This is a genomic window from Litoreibacter meonggei (genome assembly GCF_003663885.1).
In the GTDB taxonomy this organism is placed as follows: Bacteria; Pseudomonadota; Alphaproteobacteria; order Rhodobacterales; family Rhodobacteraceae; genus Litoreibacter; species Litoreibacter meonggei.
Genome location: NZ_RCCE01000004.1, coordinates 11,048 through 28,065 on the forward strand (window position 1 = coordinate 11,048; position 17,018 = coordinate 28,065).

18 protein-coding genes are annotated in these 17,018 nt (G+C 61.1%); 12 read left to right on the forward strand and 6 right to left on the reverse strand.

Annotated features, from left to right (window positions below; genetic code table 11):
• Window positions 1-61: 61 nt before the first annotated feature.
• From BCF46_RS11975 to BCF46_RS11985, 3 genes are read right to left on the reverse strand one after another with little or no spacing between them, the layout of a single operon-like run.
• Window positions 62-766, reverse strand: coding sequence for an ATP-binding cassette domain-containing protein (locus tag BCF46_RS11975; RefSeq protein WP_121024582.1), 705 nt, complete (start codon window positions 764-766; stop codon window positions 62-64).
• Complete coding sequence (gene devC, locus BCF46_RS11980) at window positions 766-1,941, reverse strand: ABC transporter permease DevC (RefSeq protein ID WP_121024585.1); 1,176 nt, start codon at window positions 1,939-1,941, stop codon at window positions 766-768. The genes BCF46_RS11975 and devC overlap by 1 nt, the downstream gene beginning before the upstream one ends.
• Window positions 1,938-3,173 carry an HlyD family efflux transporter periplasmic adaptor subunit gene (locus BCF46_RS11985; protein WP_211332810.1) on the reverse strand — a complete coding sequence of 412 codons (1,236 nt, stop codon included), beginning with the start codon at window positions 3,171-3,173 and terminating at the stop codon, window positions 1,938-1,940. Before BCF46_RS11985 ends, devC begins: the two co-directional genes overlap by 4 nt.
• A 219-nt stretch (window positions 3,174-3,392) precedes the next feature.
• Here BCF46_RS11985 and dusA point away from each other — a divergent pair, with 219 nt between their 5' ends.
• Window positions 3,393-4,406: a tRNA dihydrouridine(20/20a) synthase DusA gene (gene dusA / locus BCF46_RS11995; RefSeq protein ID WP_121024590.1), complete on the forward strand. Its 1,014-nt coding sequence runs from the start codon at window positions 3,393-3,395 to the stop codon at window positions 4,404-4,406.
• The gene (locus BCF46_RS12000; RefSeq protein WP_121024592.1) at window positions 4,403-5,170 is read left to right on the forward strand and encodes a hypothetical protein; all 768 of its coding nucleotides are present in this window, start codon (window positions 4,403-4,405) and stop codon (window positions 5,168-5,170) included. Before dusA ends, BCF46_RS12000 begins: the two co-directional genes overlap by 4 nt.
• A 45-nt stretch (window positions 5,171-5,215) precedes the next feature.
• Here the strand turns inward: BCF46_RS12000 and BCF46_RS12005 are convergent, their stop codons facing one another.
• The 3 genes from BCF46_RS12005 to ruvX are packed head-to-tail and all read right to left on the reverse strand — an operon-like array spanning window position 5,216 to window position 7,059.
• Window positions 5,216-6,319, reverse strand: a complete 1,104-nt coding sequence (locus BCF46_RS12005; protein ID WP_121025361.1) for a THUMP domain-containing class I SAM-dependent RNA methyltransferase — start codon at window positions 6,317-6,319, stop codon at window positions 5,216-5,218.
• Between the two features lie 33 nt (window positions 6,320-6,352).
• A complete protein-coding gene (locus BCF46_RS12010) occupies window positions 6,353-6,580 on the reverse strand; it encodes a DUF1289 domain-containing protein (RefSeq protein ID WP_121024594.1) in 228 nt (75 codons plus the stop codon).
• Window positions 6,577-7,059 carry a Holliday junction resolvase RuvX gene (gene ruvX, locus BCF46_RS12015; protein WP_170157927.1) on the reverse strand — a complete coding sequence of 161 codons (483 nt, stop codon included), beginning with the start codon at window positions 7,057-7,059 and terminating at the stop codon, window positions 6,577-6,579. The genes BCF46_RS12010 and ruvX overlap by 4 nt, the downstream gene beginning before the upstream one ends.
• 191 nt (window positions 7,060-7,250) lie before the next feature.
• Between ruvX and BCF46_RS12020 the strand changes: the two genes are divergently transcribed.
• From BCF46_RS12020 to BCF46_RS12065, 10 genes are all read left to right on the forward strand, one after another.
• Window positions 7,251-8,495, forward strand: coding sequence for a sarcosine oxidase subunit beta family protein (locus BCF46_RS12020; protein WP_121024596.1), 1,245 nt, complete (start codon window positions 7,251-7,253; stop codon window positions 8,493-8,495).
• A gap of 93 nt (window positions 8,496-8,588) precedes the next feature.
• A complete protein-coding gene (locus BCF46_RS12025; RefSeq protein WP_121024598.1) occupies window positions 8,589-8,837 on the forward strand; it encodes a hypothetical protein in 249 nt (82 codons plus the stop codon).
• Window positions 8,838-9,050: 213 nt separating this feature from the next.
• Complete coding sequence (locus BCF46_RS12030; RefSeq protein ID WP_121024600.1) at window positions 9,051-9,254, forward strand: hypothetical protein; 204 nt, start codon at window positions 9,051-9,053, stop codon at window positions 9,252-9,254.
• Between the two features lie 84 nt (window positions 9,255-9,338).
• On the forward strand, window positions 9,339-9,677 hold the full coding sequence (locus BCF46_RS12035) for a sarcosine oxidase subunit delta (protein WP_073140954.1): 339 nt from the start codon (window positions 9,339-9,341) through the stop codon (window positions 9,675-9,677).
• 70 nt (window positions 9,678-9,747) lie between these two features.
• Complete coding sequence (locus BCF46_RS12040) at window positions 9,748-12,759, forward strand: sarcosine oxidase subunit alpha family protein (RefSeq protein ID WP_121024602.1); 3,012 nt, start codon at window positions 9,748-9,750, stop codon at window positions 12,757-12,759.
• Window positions 12,752-13,318, forward strand: coding sequence for a sarcosine oxidase subunit gamma (locus BCF46_RS12045; protein ID WP_121024604.1), 567 nt, complete (start codon window positions 12,752-12,754; stop codon window positions 13,316-13,318). Before BCF46_RS12040 ends, BCF46_RS12045 begins: the two co-directional genes overlap by 8 nt.
• A 207-nt stretch (window positions 13,319-13,525) precedes the next feature.
• Window positions 13,526-13,915 carry a hypothetical protein gene (locus tag BCF46_RS12050; protein ID WP_170157928.1) on the forward strand — a complete coding sequence of 130 codons (390 nt, stop codon included), beginning with the start codon at window positions 13,526-13,528 and terminating at the stop codon, window positions 13,913-13,915.
• Window positions 13,916-14,061: 146 nt separating this feature from the next.
• Window positions 14,062-14,661, forward strand: coding sequence for a superoxide dismutase (locus BCF46_RS12055; protein ID WP_121024608.1), 600 nt, complete (start codon window positions 14,062-14,064; stop codon window positions 14,659-14,661).
• 170 nt (window positions 14,662-14,831) lie between these two features.
• Complete coding sequence (locus BCF46_RS12060; protein WP_211332812.1) at window positions 14,832-15,293, forward strand: DUF302 domain-containing protein; 462 nt, start codon at window positions 14,832-14,834, stop codon at window positions 15,291-15,293.
• Window positions 15,294-15,325: 32 nt separating this feature from the next.
• Window positions 15,326-16,939, forward strand: a complete 1,614-nt coding sequence (locus BCF46_RS12065; protein ID WP_121024611.1) for a thiamine pyrophosphate-binding protein — start codon at window positions 15,326-15,328, stop codon at window positions 16,937-16,939.
• The last annotated feature ends 79 nt before the right edge of the window (window positions 16,940-17,018 follow it).

Below are 17,018 nucleotides of genomic sequence, written 5' to 3' on the forward strand. Positions count from 1 at the left end.
GTTGGACACGCGAAATCTCCTTGGTGTTGTGCAGGAGTATTAGGCAGTTACGCCCGAAATCCTAGAGCGTTGTCTTAGGCACCCTGTCCGATACGACCCGCCCGTCCTCCAAGGTGATGATCCTGTCGGCCATCTCCAGAATGCGGTTGTCATGGGTGACCATCACCGTCGTGGTTTGTCGCGTTTGCCCAAGCGTTTTCAGCATTTGCACCACCGTATGCCCCGACTCCTTGTCCAGCGCGGCGGTGGGTTCATCCGCGAACACGATGTCAGGGTTCGACACCAGCGCCCGCGCTACCGCGACCCGTTGTTTCTGTCCGCCCGACAGGTTGCCGGGCAGATAGGTTCGGCGATCTGCCAAACCCACGAGGTCAAGAACATGGTCGGCAGCGGCGCGTTGCTTGGCGGGATTGGCGTTGCCGTGGACCTGTAATCCCATCAGCACATTCTGCGCCGCGGTCAGGCTTTCATGCAGGTTATGCGCCTGAAAAATGAACCCCAGCCTGCGGCGCAAGCTGACAAGTTGCGCCTCGCTGGCACCGTTCAACTCTTGGCCAAGTAGCTTGACGCTGCCGTCTTGGACTTCGCGCAGGCATCCCATCAACGTAAGGACGGTGGTTTTACCAGAGCCGGACGGCCCCATCAGAATGGTCAGACTGCCGCGCTCGATGTTCAGGTTCAGGTCGAAAATGGCCTGCTTGCGCGCTTCGCCTTCGCCAAAGAAGTGGTTCAAACCGCTGGCTTCTATAGGGAAACTCTCAGCCATCAGAACAAATCCGCAGGGTCAGCCGCCGCCAGACGGCGGGTGGCGATGGCGCCCGATATGGTGCAGGCCGTCAATGTCCCCAAAAACACAAGGATCGCACGGCTCGCGTCCATCTCGACCGGCAATCCGGTCACGGCCCTCAGCCCCGCATATAGCCCGATCGACACGATCAGCCCCGGAATGAAGCCGAAGACCGCCAGCACGATAGCCTCCTCGAACACGATGCCCAGAAAGAACGGCTGCCCGTAGCCCATGGCCTTAAAGGTGGCATATTCGCCTAAGTGGTCGGCCACGTCGGTGGATAGCACCTGATAGACGATCACCAAGCCCACAAGGATGCCCATGAACACGCCAAAGCCGAAGATGATGCCCGTGGGCCGCTCCGAAGACATGAAGTCCAGATCGGCCTGCGCCGAGGCGTCCGCCGCCAGAACTTTGACATTGGCGCTGGGCAGGGCGCCGCGCAAGCGCTCGACCACGGTATCCACCGACACGCCGTCATCGACATTCAGCAGGATATGGTTGGGTGCACTGCTGGTGCGGGCAGGGAAAGACCGCAGAAACGTCTGGTCCGACATCGCCAGCATCCCGTCCGCCAGAAAGCCGCCGCCAATATTCATGGTACCAACGGCGACCAGCGTGTTGCCATTTGCCTCGAACTCATAGCGGCCACCGGCGGTCAGCGCGTCAATGACAGAGGCTGGCATTCCACGGGTGTCACGGTCCAAAATTACGGTGTTCTCAATCGTCAGACTGCCAAAACTGGCCGCAATGCTCGGGGACACAAACTCAGGCTGCGAGACGTCAAACCCGAAACTCAACAACGACACAGTGCTGCCATCGTCCAGCGTGAAGGGCAGGTTGCCGATATATAGCGGCGTGGCGTCGGCAACGCCTGGAACCCCAAGCGCCTGAAACATCCGCGCCCGCGCAATCTCGCCCGCGTCGGTCAGCGTGTTGCCTTCCTCCGACGAGATCACAATATCGGCGCTTAGCAACCCATAGGGGGCAACGGTCGACGAGTTCAACGCGCCCATGATGCCCAACTGCATGAACACCAGCAACGTGGCGAAGGACACACCGGACACAGCAGCCACCAGCCGCGCCTTGTTATGCGACAGCTGAAGCCAGCCAATCGGCAAACGCCCGAACAGGTTGGTCAGAAGGCGGCTCATTCAGGGCGACCTGCGTCGATCCGAACCAAGGCTTCCAGATTGGTGAAGTTGCGCGCCAATTCGGAAGAGGGCGCATCAAGTGTCACGATCACGTCCACAACCCGCGCATCGGTATTGGCCGCAGGATTGTCCGAGGTGATGGATTGCCGCCCGATTTCCAGCCCGATGGCCGTCACGGTCCCGCTAAGCTCTTGTGACAAGGCGCGGGCAGAAACCGTGACCGGATCACCAATGGTCACACGCCCGATCAGCGTTTGGTAAACCTCCACCTCCACCGTCATCTGCGAGGTGTCGCCCAGATCAACAACACCGCTCGATGGCGGACGCTCACCCGCGCGCGCATTGATGTCCAACACGGTGCCTTGCACCGGTGCCCGCACATAGGCGCGCTCCAGATCTTGCGTGGCGCGGGCAAGGTCGGCACGGGCGGCTTCCAGATTGGCCTCCGCCACGGCAATGTCGGCCTGCACGGTGTCGGAGTTGGTGGCATAGCGCGACAAGGTCGCGATGGCGCGCTCCACGTCGCGGCCAGCCTCGTTGGCACGGGCAACGGTTTCGTCGAACTCGGCCCGTGTGGTCACGCCCCGCTCCAGCAGAGAGGTCATCCGCGTCAGATCGGCACTGGCGGCGTTCGCAGTGGTCTCGGCCCGCTCAAGCGTCGCTTTGGCTTCGGCTTGGCTGGCAAGGATTGAGGTGCGGGTTTGTGCCAGATTGGCCTCGCGCACACCCAGATTTGCCTTCGCCGACGTGGCGATGCTTTGCAATTGCGGCAGGTTGTCCAGCACTGCCAGAACATCGCCTGCTGCGACCACGTCACCACGGCTCACACGAATTTCGGCAATGCGGGCATCGCCCGCACCGGACGGGGTTGCCACGCTGATCACATCGCCCAAGGGAATGATCCGGCCCAAGGCCACCACGTCACCTTCACTGACGACCGCCACCTGTTCTTGCTTTTCGACCTGTTGGATGGCCACCGCAATCGGCGTCTCGGTGCCGGCACCTGGCTGCAAACCTGTGGCGTTGAAAAACACACGCAAGCCCGGCGGTTGGAAATACATGCCGATCACAGCACCCGTGAACAGTGTCAGCATGAACAGCGGAACCAGAAACAGCCGTGACCGTCCGGCGGATTTTGGGGCTGGTGTGTCGATCGCTTTGGAAATTCCACTGTCTTCCAAAGGCAGGTTCGGGTCGGTCGTCATTGTCAGGCAGTCCTCTGTTCTCAACATCGTGCTGCCCGTCGTCGTCAAGCGCAGAAGGCATGTCTAGGGAGGTGGTATCAGCCGAGTTGGACGCAGGAGTTGCGATAGGTCAAGTCGGACCCGAAAAACGGGGCCGCGATACGGTCTGTAGCCCCGCGATTTGGGCAATGGAAATCGGTGTGGAAAAAGTGCTAGACCGAAGTCCTGCCGACGCAATCCTGACGCGAAACGAGAAGTACACGCCCGATGCCTGAGAAAAACAGCCCTGACGCTGACGTGACAGCCGCCGCCCGCCTGTCCGTAGCCCCGATGATGGATTGGACCGACCGACACTGCCGGTATTTCCATCGGCTGATCTCGGGCCGTGCCTTGCTCTACACGGAAATGGTGACAGCACCCGCGCTGGTGCGCGGTGGGGCCGTGCATTTGTTGGAATTCTCGCAGCCCGAGCATCCGGTCGCGGTTCAACTTGGCGGCTCCGACCCGGCCGAGCTGGCAGAGGCCGCACGTCTTTGCGCCGACCGCGGGTATGATGAAATCAATCTTAACGTCGGCTGCCCCTCCGACCGCGTGCAATCGGGCTGCTTCGGGGCCGTTCTGATGGAACGCCCTGCGCTGGTGGCCGACTGCGTCGCCGAGATGATCAAGGCGCAACCGGTTGAAGTCACAGTGAAATGCCGGATTGGCGTGGATGATCAGGACCCGGAGACCGTCTTGCCGGATTTCCTGAGCCGTATTCGGGATGCAGGCGTCACTCGCGTTGCGGTGCACGCGCGTAAAGCGTGGTTGCAGGGCCTTAGCCCCAAAGAAAACCGCGACGTGCCGCCGCTGGATTATGACTTGGTGCACCGGATGAAAGCCGCATTTCCCGATCTTCATATCTCGCTCAACGGCGGATTGGAGACGTTGGAGGCAGGGCTGCCGCATCTGCAAACGCTCGACGGGCTGATGTATGGCCGCGCGGCCTACCACCAGCCTTGGGACGTGCTTTCGGATGCCGACGAGAAGGTGTTCGGCGAGGTTCCGCAAACAAAGACCCGCGCCGATGTGGTTCACGCCATGCTGCCCTATATCGAGGCGCATGTGGACGCAGGCGGCAAGCTGGCCCAAGTCACCCGCCATATGCTCGGCCTGTTTGCAGGCCAGCCCGGCGCACGCGGTTGGCGGCGCACCCTGTCGGAAGGGGCGCATAAACCCGAGGCAGGGACAGCGCTGGTGCTGCAAGCGCTTGATGCGGTCCACATCGCCCAGGCCGCATGAGCTTCGCGGCCAAAGGTTGGGTGAAATTTGCCCATGACGCGGCCACTGCCAAATGGGCGGACCATGCGCGCCAGCGGGCCATACCTCTCGCTCAAGACCCGCAATACACCAAGGAGTGGCTGCGCTGTGGCGGGACGTGGTTCGTCGGGGTAAACCTGTTGCCCAATGACGGGCAGGGGCGTTTGCCGGATGGCCCTGCGTTGGCGGGACCAGCAATCGCGTTCTTGCAGCGCGAGGGGCTGTGGGCCCCCCTCGACCGTGCGCAGGTTTCGGTGATCTATGAAGGCTATCCAAAACCCTCGGACGCGGAAAGCCCTGCCGCGTTCCGCTTTCGCCGCGACCGCGACGCGGCGCATGTGGACGGGTTGAAGCTGGCGCTTCCCGACAAGCGACGCCATGTCGACGAGCCGCACGGCTTCGTGCTGGGCCTGCCACTGAACGAGGCCAGCGTCAGCCCGATGGTGGTTTGGGAAGGCAGTCACCACATCATGCGAGACGCCTTCGCAAAACGTCTGGAGGCGGTGTCGCCGGAACGATGGGCAACCGAGGATATCACCGACACTTACCAAGTCGCGCGAAAGAAGTGCTTCGAAACATGTAAGAGAATAGAAATCAACGCACTACCTGGCGAAGCTTACGTGATGAATCGCCTTGCCTTGCACGGGGTCGCCCCGTGGAAAGACGGTGTCGTTGCGCCGCCCGAAGGCCGGATGATCGCCTATTTCCGCCCCGAACTTGAGGACATCGCCACGTGGTTGGCCTGACCTAAAGGAGCGCCTAGCGGCGCACGCGATATTTTATTTGGCGCGCTATTTCAACGGCGGGGTCTGGAACAGCCAGACCTTCAAGCCGCCATGGGGCACGGCTGGCCCTTGCGTCAGCGGCAATCCGGTGGCCTTGGCCAATCCCGGCTCGGACGTGACCAACGCCACGCGCCAGCCGGAGAAGCGATCTTTGAGGGTTGTCCCCAAACTCGCATAAAGCGCGAAGAGCTGTTTTTTATCCCCGATACGCCCACCATAGGGCGGGTTCACGATCACCAGACCAGCAGGGCCGTCAGGCCGTTCCACGTCGGAGACGGGTTTGCACTGAAAGTCGCACAGCGCCGAAATCCCCGCACGGTCCGCATTGGCAATCGCGCCCTTGATGGCGCCCGCATCACGGTCGGAGCCAAAGCAGCGCGCAGGCCCGTTGATCACACTGACCGAGCGCCGCAGCGCCTTGAACGCGGCCTCGTCGAAACTCGCCAAAGCCTCAAACGCAAAGCTGCGGGAGCGACCGGCTTGCAGCCCTTCGGCAATCTCCGCGGCCTCGATGAGAAACGTGCCAGAGCCGCACATCGGGTCAAGAACCGGCTCGGTCCCGTCATAGCCCGCCTGGCGCAAGAACAGCGCTGCCATGTTTTCGCGCATGGGGGCCTTGCCGATGGCTTCCTTATGGCCGCGCTTGTGCAGGCTCTCGCCCGACGTATCGACGCTGAGGGTCACGATGTTCTGCTCGATGCGGATTTTCAACGTCACCTCGCCATCGGCGGAAGGTTTCATGCCAGCTTTGAGCAACGCACGCTCCACCCGCTCGATCGCCGCCCCCGCGTGGTAGATTTTGGAGCGCTTGCAGGTCGCCTCCACCCGCACGGCGGTGCCGGAATAGAACGTCTCGTCCCATGGAAACTCGTCGGCGCGATGGTCCAGCCCCGCAAGGCTCATGGCACGGAACGTCCCGATCCGCGCTAACACCTTGGTGGCCCCGCGTAGCTCCAGATTGAGCCGCCAGACGTCCGGCCAGCTGCCCATCATGGTCACGCCACCTGCGCCATAGCGCGCGTCTTTATAGCCCAAAGCGCGAAATTCCGGCAGCAAAGCGGCTTCCAGCCCGGGCGGGGTGACGGCAAAAATCTCAAGTGTATCAGTCATGGCACTGTCCATAGGGCCACATGGCCCCAGACGCTACCCCACGCGGGCCTTGCGTCCACCACGACGCACCTTCAGGCGCGCCGCGCGGGACGGCAGTTCCTCCAACAGCGCCGTGCGGGCCTCGTTGGACATACGCGACCACGCGCCAATTTCGTCTATGGTGCGCAAGCAGCCGGTGCAAATACGCTCTGCGGGATGCACGATGCACACCTTGATGCAGGGGCTCTCTACCTCGTCGCGTTGCCAAATGTCGTCGCTCATGTGTTCGCCTTAATATGCCGGATGCGGTCCAGCGCTCCTTGCAGGATAAACCCGGCGGCGACATGATCTATGACCTCCGCGCGACGTTTTCGCGACGTATCCGCCTCTAAAAGCGCACGTTCGGCGGCGACGGTGGACAGGCGCTCGTCCCAAAAGGTGATCGGCACATCCGTCAGGCGCGACAGGTTGCGGGCAAAGGCGCGGGTCGATTGCACCCTTGGCCCCTCACTGCCGTCCATGTTCAAAGGCAGCCCCAGCACGATCCCCGCGACCGAGCGCTTCTCCATGATCGCCATCAAGGCGGCGGCATCCAGTCCGAATTTCTTGCGTTTGATTGTCTCCAGCGGGGTGGCGACCGACAGGAAGCTGTCGGACACCGCTACACCCAAGGTCACCGTCCCCAAATCAAGCCCGACGACAGGCCGCATCGGGGGCAGGGCGGCGGCAAACGCCGTCATCTCGTCAAATATCTCGCCCATATGGTCTGCGCCTTTTTGCTCCGTTCCAGATAGGGGGAGCACCGCCCGAAAGTCCACACCTGCGTCACTTTTTGCCGCGCTTGGTGCTGGCGTGTCGCAAGCGGCGCGTGATATGCCGAAACCGATGGGACGCGCCCGCCTGTCCTGTCGCAAAACGGGCGCGACGCTGCCTCCCGAAGGGACCATTCGCAATGAAACGCTATTCAGCTTTTGCCATCGCCCGCGAGGCGGCCCGCTTCCACTCCGGTTGGGAGCGCGCATGGCGCTCGCCCACGCCAAAGAAGAAATACAAGGTCATCATCATCGGTGCAGGCGGCCACGGCCTTGCCACGGCTTACTACCTTGGCAAAAACCACGGCATCACAGATGTCGCCGTGATCGAAAAGGGCTGGCTTGGCGGCGGCAACACCGGGCGCAACACCACGATTATCCGGTCGAACTACCTGCAAGACCCGTCGGCCGCGATCTATGAGAAGGCGCGGTCCCTCTACGAGACCATGTCCCAGGATTTGAACTACAACGTCATGTTCTCGCCGCGCGGCGTGCTGATGCTGGCGCAAACCCACCACGAGGTGCGCGGCTACCAGCGCACGGCCTACGCCAACGCGCTTCAAGGCGTGAAAACCGAATTCATCGGCCCGCAAAAGGTCAAGGAAATCTGCCCGATCATGAATATCGACGGCCCGCGCTATCCGGTGCTGGGTGGTCTGTTTCAGGCCCGCGGCGGCACCGCACGTCACGACGCGGTGGCGTGGGGCTATGCACGCGCCTGCTCCGACATGGGCATGGACATCATCCAGCAATGCGAAGTCACCGACGTGCGGCGCGAGGGCGGCGAAGTCAAAGGCGTCTCCACAACCAAGGGCGAGATTGACTGCGACAAGCTGTGCATCGTCGTCGCGGGCAATTCCGGCCATGTGGCGGAGCTTGCAGGCTTCCGGCTGCCAATCGAATCCGTCGCCCTGCAAGCGCTGGTCTCCGAGCCGATAAAACCCTGCATGGATATCGTCGTCATGGCCAACACGGTGCACGGCTACATGTCGCAAAGCGACAAGGGCGAGATGGTCATCGGCGGCGGCACGGACGGCTACAACAACTACACCCAACGCGGCAGCTTCCAGCATATCGAGGAAACCGTGCGCGCGCTGATCGAGACCTTCCCGATGCTGTCGCGCCTGAAGATGCTGCGCCAGTGGGGCGGCATCGTGGACGTCACCGGCGACCGCTCCCCGATCCTGTCGAAAACCCCGCTGGGCAATTGTTTCATCAATTGCGGCTGGGGCACGGGCGGCTTCAAGGCTATTCCGGGGTCGGGCTGGGCGATGGCAGAGCTGGTGGCCAAAGGCCACTCGCCACTCACCGCCGAGTTCGGACTGGACCGCTTCAAAGAGGGCCGGTTCATTGACGAGTCCGTGGCGGCTGGGGTGGCACACTAAGATGTGTTGCGATCTTGGTCATAAGTTTAACGGGAACCAATTCTGGTTCCGACGGGTTGTGGTGGCGAAAGCAAACACCACAGGAGACCCGAGATGTCACACTCTGACAACACAGAGCGCACGCACACCACCACCACAACAACGACTGGCGGCGGGGCCGGCATGGGCATTGTCGTCGGCGCGCTGGTCGTGGTTGTGGCGTTCCTCGCCTATGTTATTTTCTCCGGATCAGCTCCGTCTGGCCAGGATGACGTCAACATTACCATCGAAGGCGCAGGATCTGCCGTTGAAGGCGCTGCCGAGGCCGTCGAGGGGGCAGTCTCTGGCGACGCCAGTAACTGATCCCCAACCAAGATCAACTCTCTTTGACGGGCCGGTCGCGCAGACGCGCGGACGGTCCCAAATCGCCCTGAGCCGTGCGCAACCGGCAAAGCCCTGCGCATGTGTAGCACCCATTCCGGCTGCCCCCCGCCGAAACCGGCACCAAACCCCACACACCGTTGAGCCATGCGCCCAACCCGCCATGATGGACACCTCACCACAGGAGGTATTTCCATGTCTGACTACACCACCCACAACGAAGGCGTCGGCACGACCGGCCTCGTCGTTGCCGCCGTTCTTATCGGCCTCTTCATCATCGTGCTCGCCATGCTGGGTTCCGGCTCGGTCACCGAAGGTGAAACCATGGTCGCGCCAGAATCGCTCGATGCTCCCGCTGTCACAGCGCCTGCAACTACGGTCCCTGCCGACGGCGGCTGATACTCAACACACTGTTTTCCTCCCCCATAAGGGCGGGTGCCACGCGGCACCCGCCTTTTTCGCGTTTGTCCAAAGGAGCGCCCCATGCTGATCCTTGAATGCCCCTATTGCGGTGTCAAAGCCGAGGAAACCGAGCTGCATGGCGGTGGTCAGGCCCATATCAAACGCGAAACCGTCGGCTCCGATGATGACGCGTTCGAGCACTACCTGTTCACCCGCGCCAACCCGCGCGGCGTGCATCTGGAGCGCTGGCGTCACGCCAATGGCTGCGGCAAGTGGTTCCACGCCGCCCGCGACACCACCACGCTGGAGGTCTTCGGCACATATCCCGCCCAAACCTTTGAGCCGCCCAAAGACATCATCGACGCCATTACCGCCAAACGCCCCGACTGGAGCTTCAAAAACTGGCAGGGCGCGACATGACCCCATCATTGCTTCACAAATACCTCCCCCGGAGGGTCCGACCCTTCCACACAGACGAAGGCCCGAACTCATGAGCACCAGACTGTCCACCGGCGGCCGACTGCTGAACAAAGCCAAGCAGGTTAGCTTCCAGTTCAACGGCAAAACCATGCGCGGTTTCGAAGGCGATACCCTCGCCTCGGCGCTGCTGGCCAATGACCAGATGCTCATGGGCCGCTCGTTCAAATACCACCGCCCGCGCGGCGTGGTGGCGTCCGGCGCGGAAGAACCCAACGGCCTCGTCAATCTCGGCAAAGGCGGGGAGTTCGAACCCAACGCCCGCGTCACCACGACGGAGCTGTTCGACGGGCTGACGGCGGAAAGCCAGAACCACTGGCCCTCGCTTGAATTCGACGTGGGTGTGGTCAACAACTACGCCTCGCGCTTCATGCCTGCGGGCTTCTACTACAAGACCTTCATGGCTCCGGCGCCCGCGTGGAAACACGTGTTCGAGCCGTTCATCCGCCGCGCGGCGGGTCTCGGCAAAGCCCCCAAAGACCGCGACGCGGACCGCTACGAACATTTCTACGCCTTCGTCGATGTCCTCATCGTCGGCGGCGGTATCGCGGGACTGCAAGCGGCCAAGGCTGCAGGTGAGGCAGGTGCCAAGGTGCTTCTTATCGAGCAGACCGCCCATTGGGGAGGCCGCGCGCCTGTCGATGGCGTTGAAATCGACGGTCAACCTGCTGACGCATGGATCAACGACGCCATCCAAACCCTTGAAAAGATGGACAACGTCTCCCTACGCATCCGCACCATGGGGGCGGGTGTCTATGACCACGGCTACGCGCTGGCCTATGAACGCCTGACCGACCACGCCCCTGCGCAAGATGCTCCGCGTCATCGTTTGTGGCGCATTCGTGCGGGCCAGATCATCACCGCGACAGGCGCGATCGAGCGCCCGCTGGCCTTCGCAGGAAACGATATCCCCGGCGTCATGCTGGCGTCTGCCGTGCGCGACTACGCGACAAACTGGGCCGTCAGCCCTGGCGACCGCACGGTGGTCGTGACCAACAATGACGACGCCTACCGCACGGCGATCAACCTGAAACAGGCAGGACTTGAAATCCCCGCGATCATCGACGCCCGCCCGCAGGGTGGCGGCGCGCTGGCGGACGAGGCCCGTGCCTTGGGCATCCGCGTCGAAAACGGGAAGGCCATTGCCAAGGTCAAAGGCTCCAAGCGGGTCACCGGCGTCGAGATTTGCGCCCATGCAGGGGAAGGCAACGCGCTGGAGCCGATTGACTGCGAAGCGGTCGCCATGTCCGGCGGCTGGTCTCCGGTGGTGCATCTGTGGTCCCATTGCGGTGGCAAGTTGGTCTGGGACGACGCGCAAGCCCATTTCCGCCCCAACCCCAACGCCGCCCCAAAAGACGCGCAGGGCGAGCCGTTCGTGATCACCGCCGGCATCGCCAATGGCGCGATGGACAGCACGTCCGCGCTGGCCGACGCCGATCAGGCGGGCAAAACCGCCGCCAAACGCACTGGTCACAAGCCCGCCAAGGCAGCGGCCCCGAAAGCCAACGCCCAAGACGAGGCTCCGATGCTGCCCGTCTGGAAAATGCCGCAAGGTGCTGGCTACAAACTGCGCTCCAAAATGTGGCTGGACTACCAGAACGACGTGAAGGTGTCCGATGTCCAGCTTGCCGCGCAAGAGGGCTACGAGAGCGTCGAGCACACCAAGCGTTATACCACCATCGGCATGGCAACCGATCAAGGCAAGCTCAGCAACATCAACGGCTTGGCGATCCTTGCGGACAGCCTGAACGCGCCAATCCCGTCCGTTGGCACCACGACCTTCCGCCCGCCTTATACCCCTATCTCCATGGGCTCTATCGGCGGCGAGGCGCGCGGTGACATCTTCCAGCCGCTCAACCGCACGCCGCTCCACGCTTGGGGCGAAGAGAACGGGGCGTACTGGGAACCGGTCGGCCACTGGCGTCGCGCCTATTGCTACCAACGCAGCGGCGAGACGGTAAAACAAGCGGTGCATCGCGAGGTCAAGGCCACCCGTGAAAGCCTTGGCCTGCTGGACGCCTCCACCCTTGGCAAGATCATCGTCAAAGGACCGGACGCGGGCAAATTCCTCGACATGATGTATACCAACATGATGTCCAACCTGAAGCCGGGCAAATGCCGCTACGGCCTCATGTGCACCGAAAACGGCTTCCTCACCGATGACGGCGTGGTCGCGCGGATCGACGACGATACATGGCTCTGCCACACCACCACCGGCGGGGCCTCGCGTATCCACGGGCACATGGAGGAATGGCTGCAAACCGAATGGTGGGACTGGAAGGTCTACACCGTCAACGCGACCGAGCAATACGGCCAGATCGCCGTTGTGGGCCCGAACGCGCGCAAGGTGCTGGAGAAGCTGGGCGGCATGGATCTGTCCAAAGAGGCATTGGGCTTCATGGAGTGGAAAGAGGGAAAAATCGGCGATTTCGACGCCCGCGTCTTCCGTATCTCCTTCTCCGGCGAACTGAGCTACGAGATTGCCGTCCCCGCCAGCCAGACACGCGCGTTCTGGGACGCGCTGCACGAGGCGGGCGCAGAGTTTAACGCCACTGCATACGGCACCGAAGCGTTGCACATCCTGCGCGCTGAGAAAGGCTTCATCATGATCGGGGACGAGACGGATGGCACCATCATCCCGCAAGACCTTGGCCTGAACTGGGCGCTGTCCAAAAAGAAGGAAGACTACCTCGGCAAGCGTGCGCAGGAGCGGGTGCACATGACCGATCCCGACCGCTGGCAGTTGGTCGGCTTGGAAACCGTCGATGGCTCGACCCTTCCCGACGGCGCTTATGCGGTTGCGGACGGCACCAATGCTAACGGTCAGCGCAACACTGAAGGTCGCGTGACCTCGACCTACCACTCGCCGACCTTGGGCAAAGGGATCGCCATGGGGTTGATCCATAACGGGCCGGACCGGATGGGAGAGGTGGTTGATTTCCCCAATCTCGACGGCTCTATCGTGCAGGCGAAAATCGTCAGTGCCGTGTTCTATGACCCCGAAGGGGAGAAGCAAAATGTCTAATGCTGTCAGCGCCTTGCAAGGCGCGACTTCCGAAGGCTTCGCGACCATCACCGAAGCCGGATTGCGCGGAATGATCACCCTGCGCGGCGATCTGTCGTCGGCGAAACTGAAAAAGGCGGTCAAATCCACCGCTGGCGTCGACGTCCCTGCGCAACGCGCATGCAACAGCGCGGGCGACAAGGCCGTCGCGTGGATGTCTCCCGACGAGTTACTGGTGATGGTGCCCTATGCGGACGTGGTCGATGCCACCACGCGGATCGCCAAGGCGCTGGAAGGCGAGCATGCACTGGCCGTCAACGTCTCCGACGCGCGCGCCGTGTTCACCATCGAGGGCGCGGGCGCGCGCGAGGTGCTGGCCAAGCTGTCGCCGGTCGATTTGTCCCGCGAGGCCTTCACCACAGGCATGTTCCGCCGCACAAGACTTGCGCAAGCTGCGGTGGCCTTCTGGATGCGCGACGAGACCACGTTCGAGCTGGTCTGCTTCCGCTCCGAGGCACAATATGTGTTCGACGTGCTGAGCATGTCGGCGAGGACGGGTTCTGAGGTTGGTTTTTTGTAAACAGTCGTTACAAGTTTCAAATTATGTTGAAGGCGCCCAATGAATTCGCAAGACTACACGAGGCACTGGTTCGCAGTCCGCGGGATATTGTCCTTTTGTAGTCCACACCTGCTGCGCCAAGTCGCTTACAGCTATGAAACTGGAGGGCAGGAACCAGACGCCATTGCTCAAGCAATCTCTTGCAATGAGAACGGCCAGCGCAACGGCATGAAGAAAGCTGATAGATTTAGAAGACCTCCGCTCAAGGGTTTGTTTAAGCTTCATTTTCAACCGACGGGTGGCAGATCGATTGGAGCGTTGGTAACCAACGTTTTGAACGAAACAGGACATCCCATGCGAGAGAAAAGGATGGCTGCGTTGCTAGAGAAATACGAAGAGCAAGTTGTTGATCATCGGATACTTCACGAGGTGATTTCTGAGATGCTGGACGGAGGGTTAGATGATCGGTCAAAGCGAGGTCGGCTGACCGGTGATTGGGTAATTTTTGAAAAGGCGGGGAAAACGCGCAGATACTTGACCATTGCCACTCATGAGGAGCGGAATGACGATCAGGTTTACCATAGGGTAATTGCTGCACGTCAAGAAATGGATGCTTAGTATTATCCTCGTTTGGCCACGCCGCTGATATCTCATGGAACTACTTTGATTATTCGCGTGTTATCCAAACGAGCCTTGACCGCGCGGCCTTGGGCGCTCAGTTATAGCTCGTAGAATTTCTCACGTCCAAAAAGGGGGCCCAGATAATGGCTTTTACACTTCCTGACCTTCCATACGCCCATGATGCGCTGGCGGATGCCGGCATGTCCAAGGAGACGCTGGAATATCACCACGACAAGCACCACAACGCTTACGTGGAGAACGGCAACAAGGCGATCAAGGGCACTGAATGGGAAGGCAAATCCCTCGAAGAGATCATCAAGGGCACCTATGATAAGGGCGCCGTTGCGCAAAGCGGGATTTTCAACAACATCTCGCAGCTGTGGAACCACAACCAGTTCTGGGAAATGATGAGCCCGGGAAAATCTGCAATGCCATCCGAGCTGGAAACGGCGTTGAAAGACAGCTTCGGCTCTGTCGACAAGTTCAAAGAAGAATTCTCAGCTGCGGGCGCGGGCCAGTTCGGCTCCGGCTGGTGCTGGCTGGTGAAAGACACCGATGGCGGGCTGAAAGTTACCAAGACCGAGAACGGCGTGAACCCGCTGTGTTTCGGGCAAACCGCGCTTTTGGGCTGTGACGTGTGGGAACATTCCTACTACATTGACTTCCGCAACGCGCGTCCGAAATACCTGTCCAACTTCATGGACAATCTGGTGAACTGGGAAAACGTCGCGTCCCGCATGTAATTTGATTGGGCGCAGGCGCTGCCTGCGCACGACTTTGTTTGAAAAGGCCCCCAAGCGGATGCTTGGGGGCCTTTTGCGTGTGAGGTGAGCGTTAGCGAAGATGTGATTGGCGATGTGCGCAGGTCTCGGGCATGAATTTCTGAGTATTTATGACCAGCTGGAGATCAAGCATGCGCATCTTGTTGAGTGTAGTTTTTTGTTTTTGGGGCAGCATTGGATTTGCCGATATGACGCCCCGTGACGGTTGGGTGGTTATCGAGACCACCAAACCCTACGGCCAGCTTGTGGATGACGTGAAAGTGGCGGTGAAGGCCAACAAGATGGGGGTTGTGACCCAAGCGGGGCCAACGGCGGCGGCAAAGGCGCGTGGCATTTCCATTCCGGGTAACCGTGTGATCGGCGTGTTCAACAACAAGTTTGCTGTGCGTATTCTGGCCTTGTCCACGGCTGCAATGATCGAAGCTCCTATCCGCATGTATGTAACTGAAACTGACGCTGGGGCGACGCTCAGCTACAAAACGCCGTCCTTGGTGTTTGCGCCTTATTTGGAGGAAGCGGGTCCCGATCTCGGGGCTGCGGCGTCAGAACTGGACGTGCTGTTCAAAGCCATTGCCGAAGCCGCTGCCAGTTGATACCAGCGAATAGGCCTTTGAAGGAGACGGACATGACTAGCCCCAAGCGCGCCGCTGACCTGCTTGCGGAGCGGCTTTTCGAGGCAGGCTGTCGCTACGCGTTCGGCATGCCCGGAGGCGAAGTTCTGACGCTGATCGACGCGTTGAAAAAGGCGGGGATCGAGTTTGTCTTGTGCAAGCATGAGAATGCCGCAGGGTTCATGGCCGAAGGGGTGCATCATGTGAACGGCGCTCCTGCGATTTTGGTGGCGACCGTCGGGCCGGGGGCAATGAATGGCGTAAATGCGGTGGCCAACGCGCATCAAGAGCGGGTCCCGATGATCGTTTTAACCGGCTGCGTTGATCCGGACGAGGCATTGACCTACACGCACCAAGTGCTTGATCACACGCGTGTGTTTGAGGAAATCACCAAGGCGACCTTTACCCTGACGGCCGACGGCGCAGATATCGTGGCAGACAAAGCTGTGAGCATCGCCACCGAGGGGCGCAACGGCCCCGTTCACATTGACGTCCCGATTTCCGTCGCCGATGCCCGCGCCGCGCCGAAGTTGCGCCGCCGTGCACCTGCCGGTCAAACCGCGCCTTCAGGTGGAGATCTGGCATTGGCGCAAACATGGCTCGATGCGGCAGAGCGTCCGGTGATAATTGCCGGCTTGGACGTTTTGTATGATGGTAGTCACGCGGAGCTGTTGCACTTTGCCGAGACCTACGGAGCGCCGGTTGTTACGACCTACAAAGCCAAGGGCGTGATACCGGAAACCCACGCTTTGGCACTGGGCGGAGCCGGGCTGTCGCCGTTGGCCGACACGCATCTGTTGCCGCTTGTCCGTGCGGCTGATCTGGTGCTTTGCGTGGGCTATGACCCGATAGAGATGCGCCCGGGATGGCGGGACGTCTGGAACCCCGACCAAGTGCGGGTGATCGACATCACATCCGAGCCAAACCACCATTACATGCATCAGGCGGGCCTTAGTTTTGTTTGTGACACAACTGCAGCTTTGCGGGCGTTGTCGGGCCAGGGGGGCGACCACGACACATGGCCTGATGGTGAAGTGGCGGCCACCAAGGCGGCGTTGGCCAACGCGTTTCCGGCGACCGACGCGTGGGGGCCAAGTGCCGTGATTGCGGAATGCCGCGACATGCTACCGGACGACACCATCGCCACGGTGGATAGCGGCGCGCACCGGATTTTGCTGTCACAGATGTGGACATGCCACACGCCGCGAACGCTGCTGCAATCATCCGCGCTGTGCACGATGGGCTGTGCTGTGCCGTTGGCCATGGGGGCCAAATACGCGGCTCCGGACCGCACTGTCGTTAGCTTTTCAGGTGATGCGGGGGCGCTGATGGTCGCGGGTGAATGGTCTACTGCAAAAGAGCATGGGCTGAACACTATCTTCGTTGTGTTTGTCGACCGTTCGCTGGCCTTGATCGAGTTGAAGCAACGCCAGCGGCAGATGACCAATGCGGGCGTGGATTTTGCCGATCACGACTTCGCCGCTATCGGGCAGGCGTTTGGCGGGCAGGGGCATACGGTTACCTCCCGTGCCGAGTTGCGAGACGCCTTGACGGCAGCGATGCAGGCTGAGACGTTCAGCGTTATCGCCGCCGTGATCGACCGTAAGGCGTATGACGGGCGTATCTAGATTTTGATGCCACGCCCCTCGGTCCCCAAGGGCAACTGACGGGCACCTGATGGACAACGGGCAGAGGTATTTGTGAAGC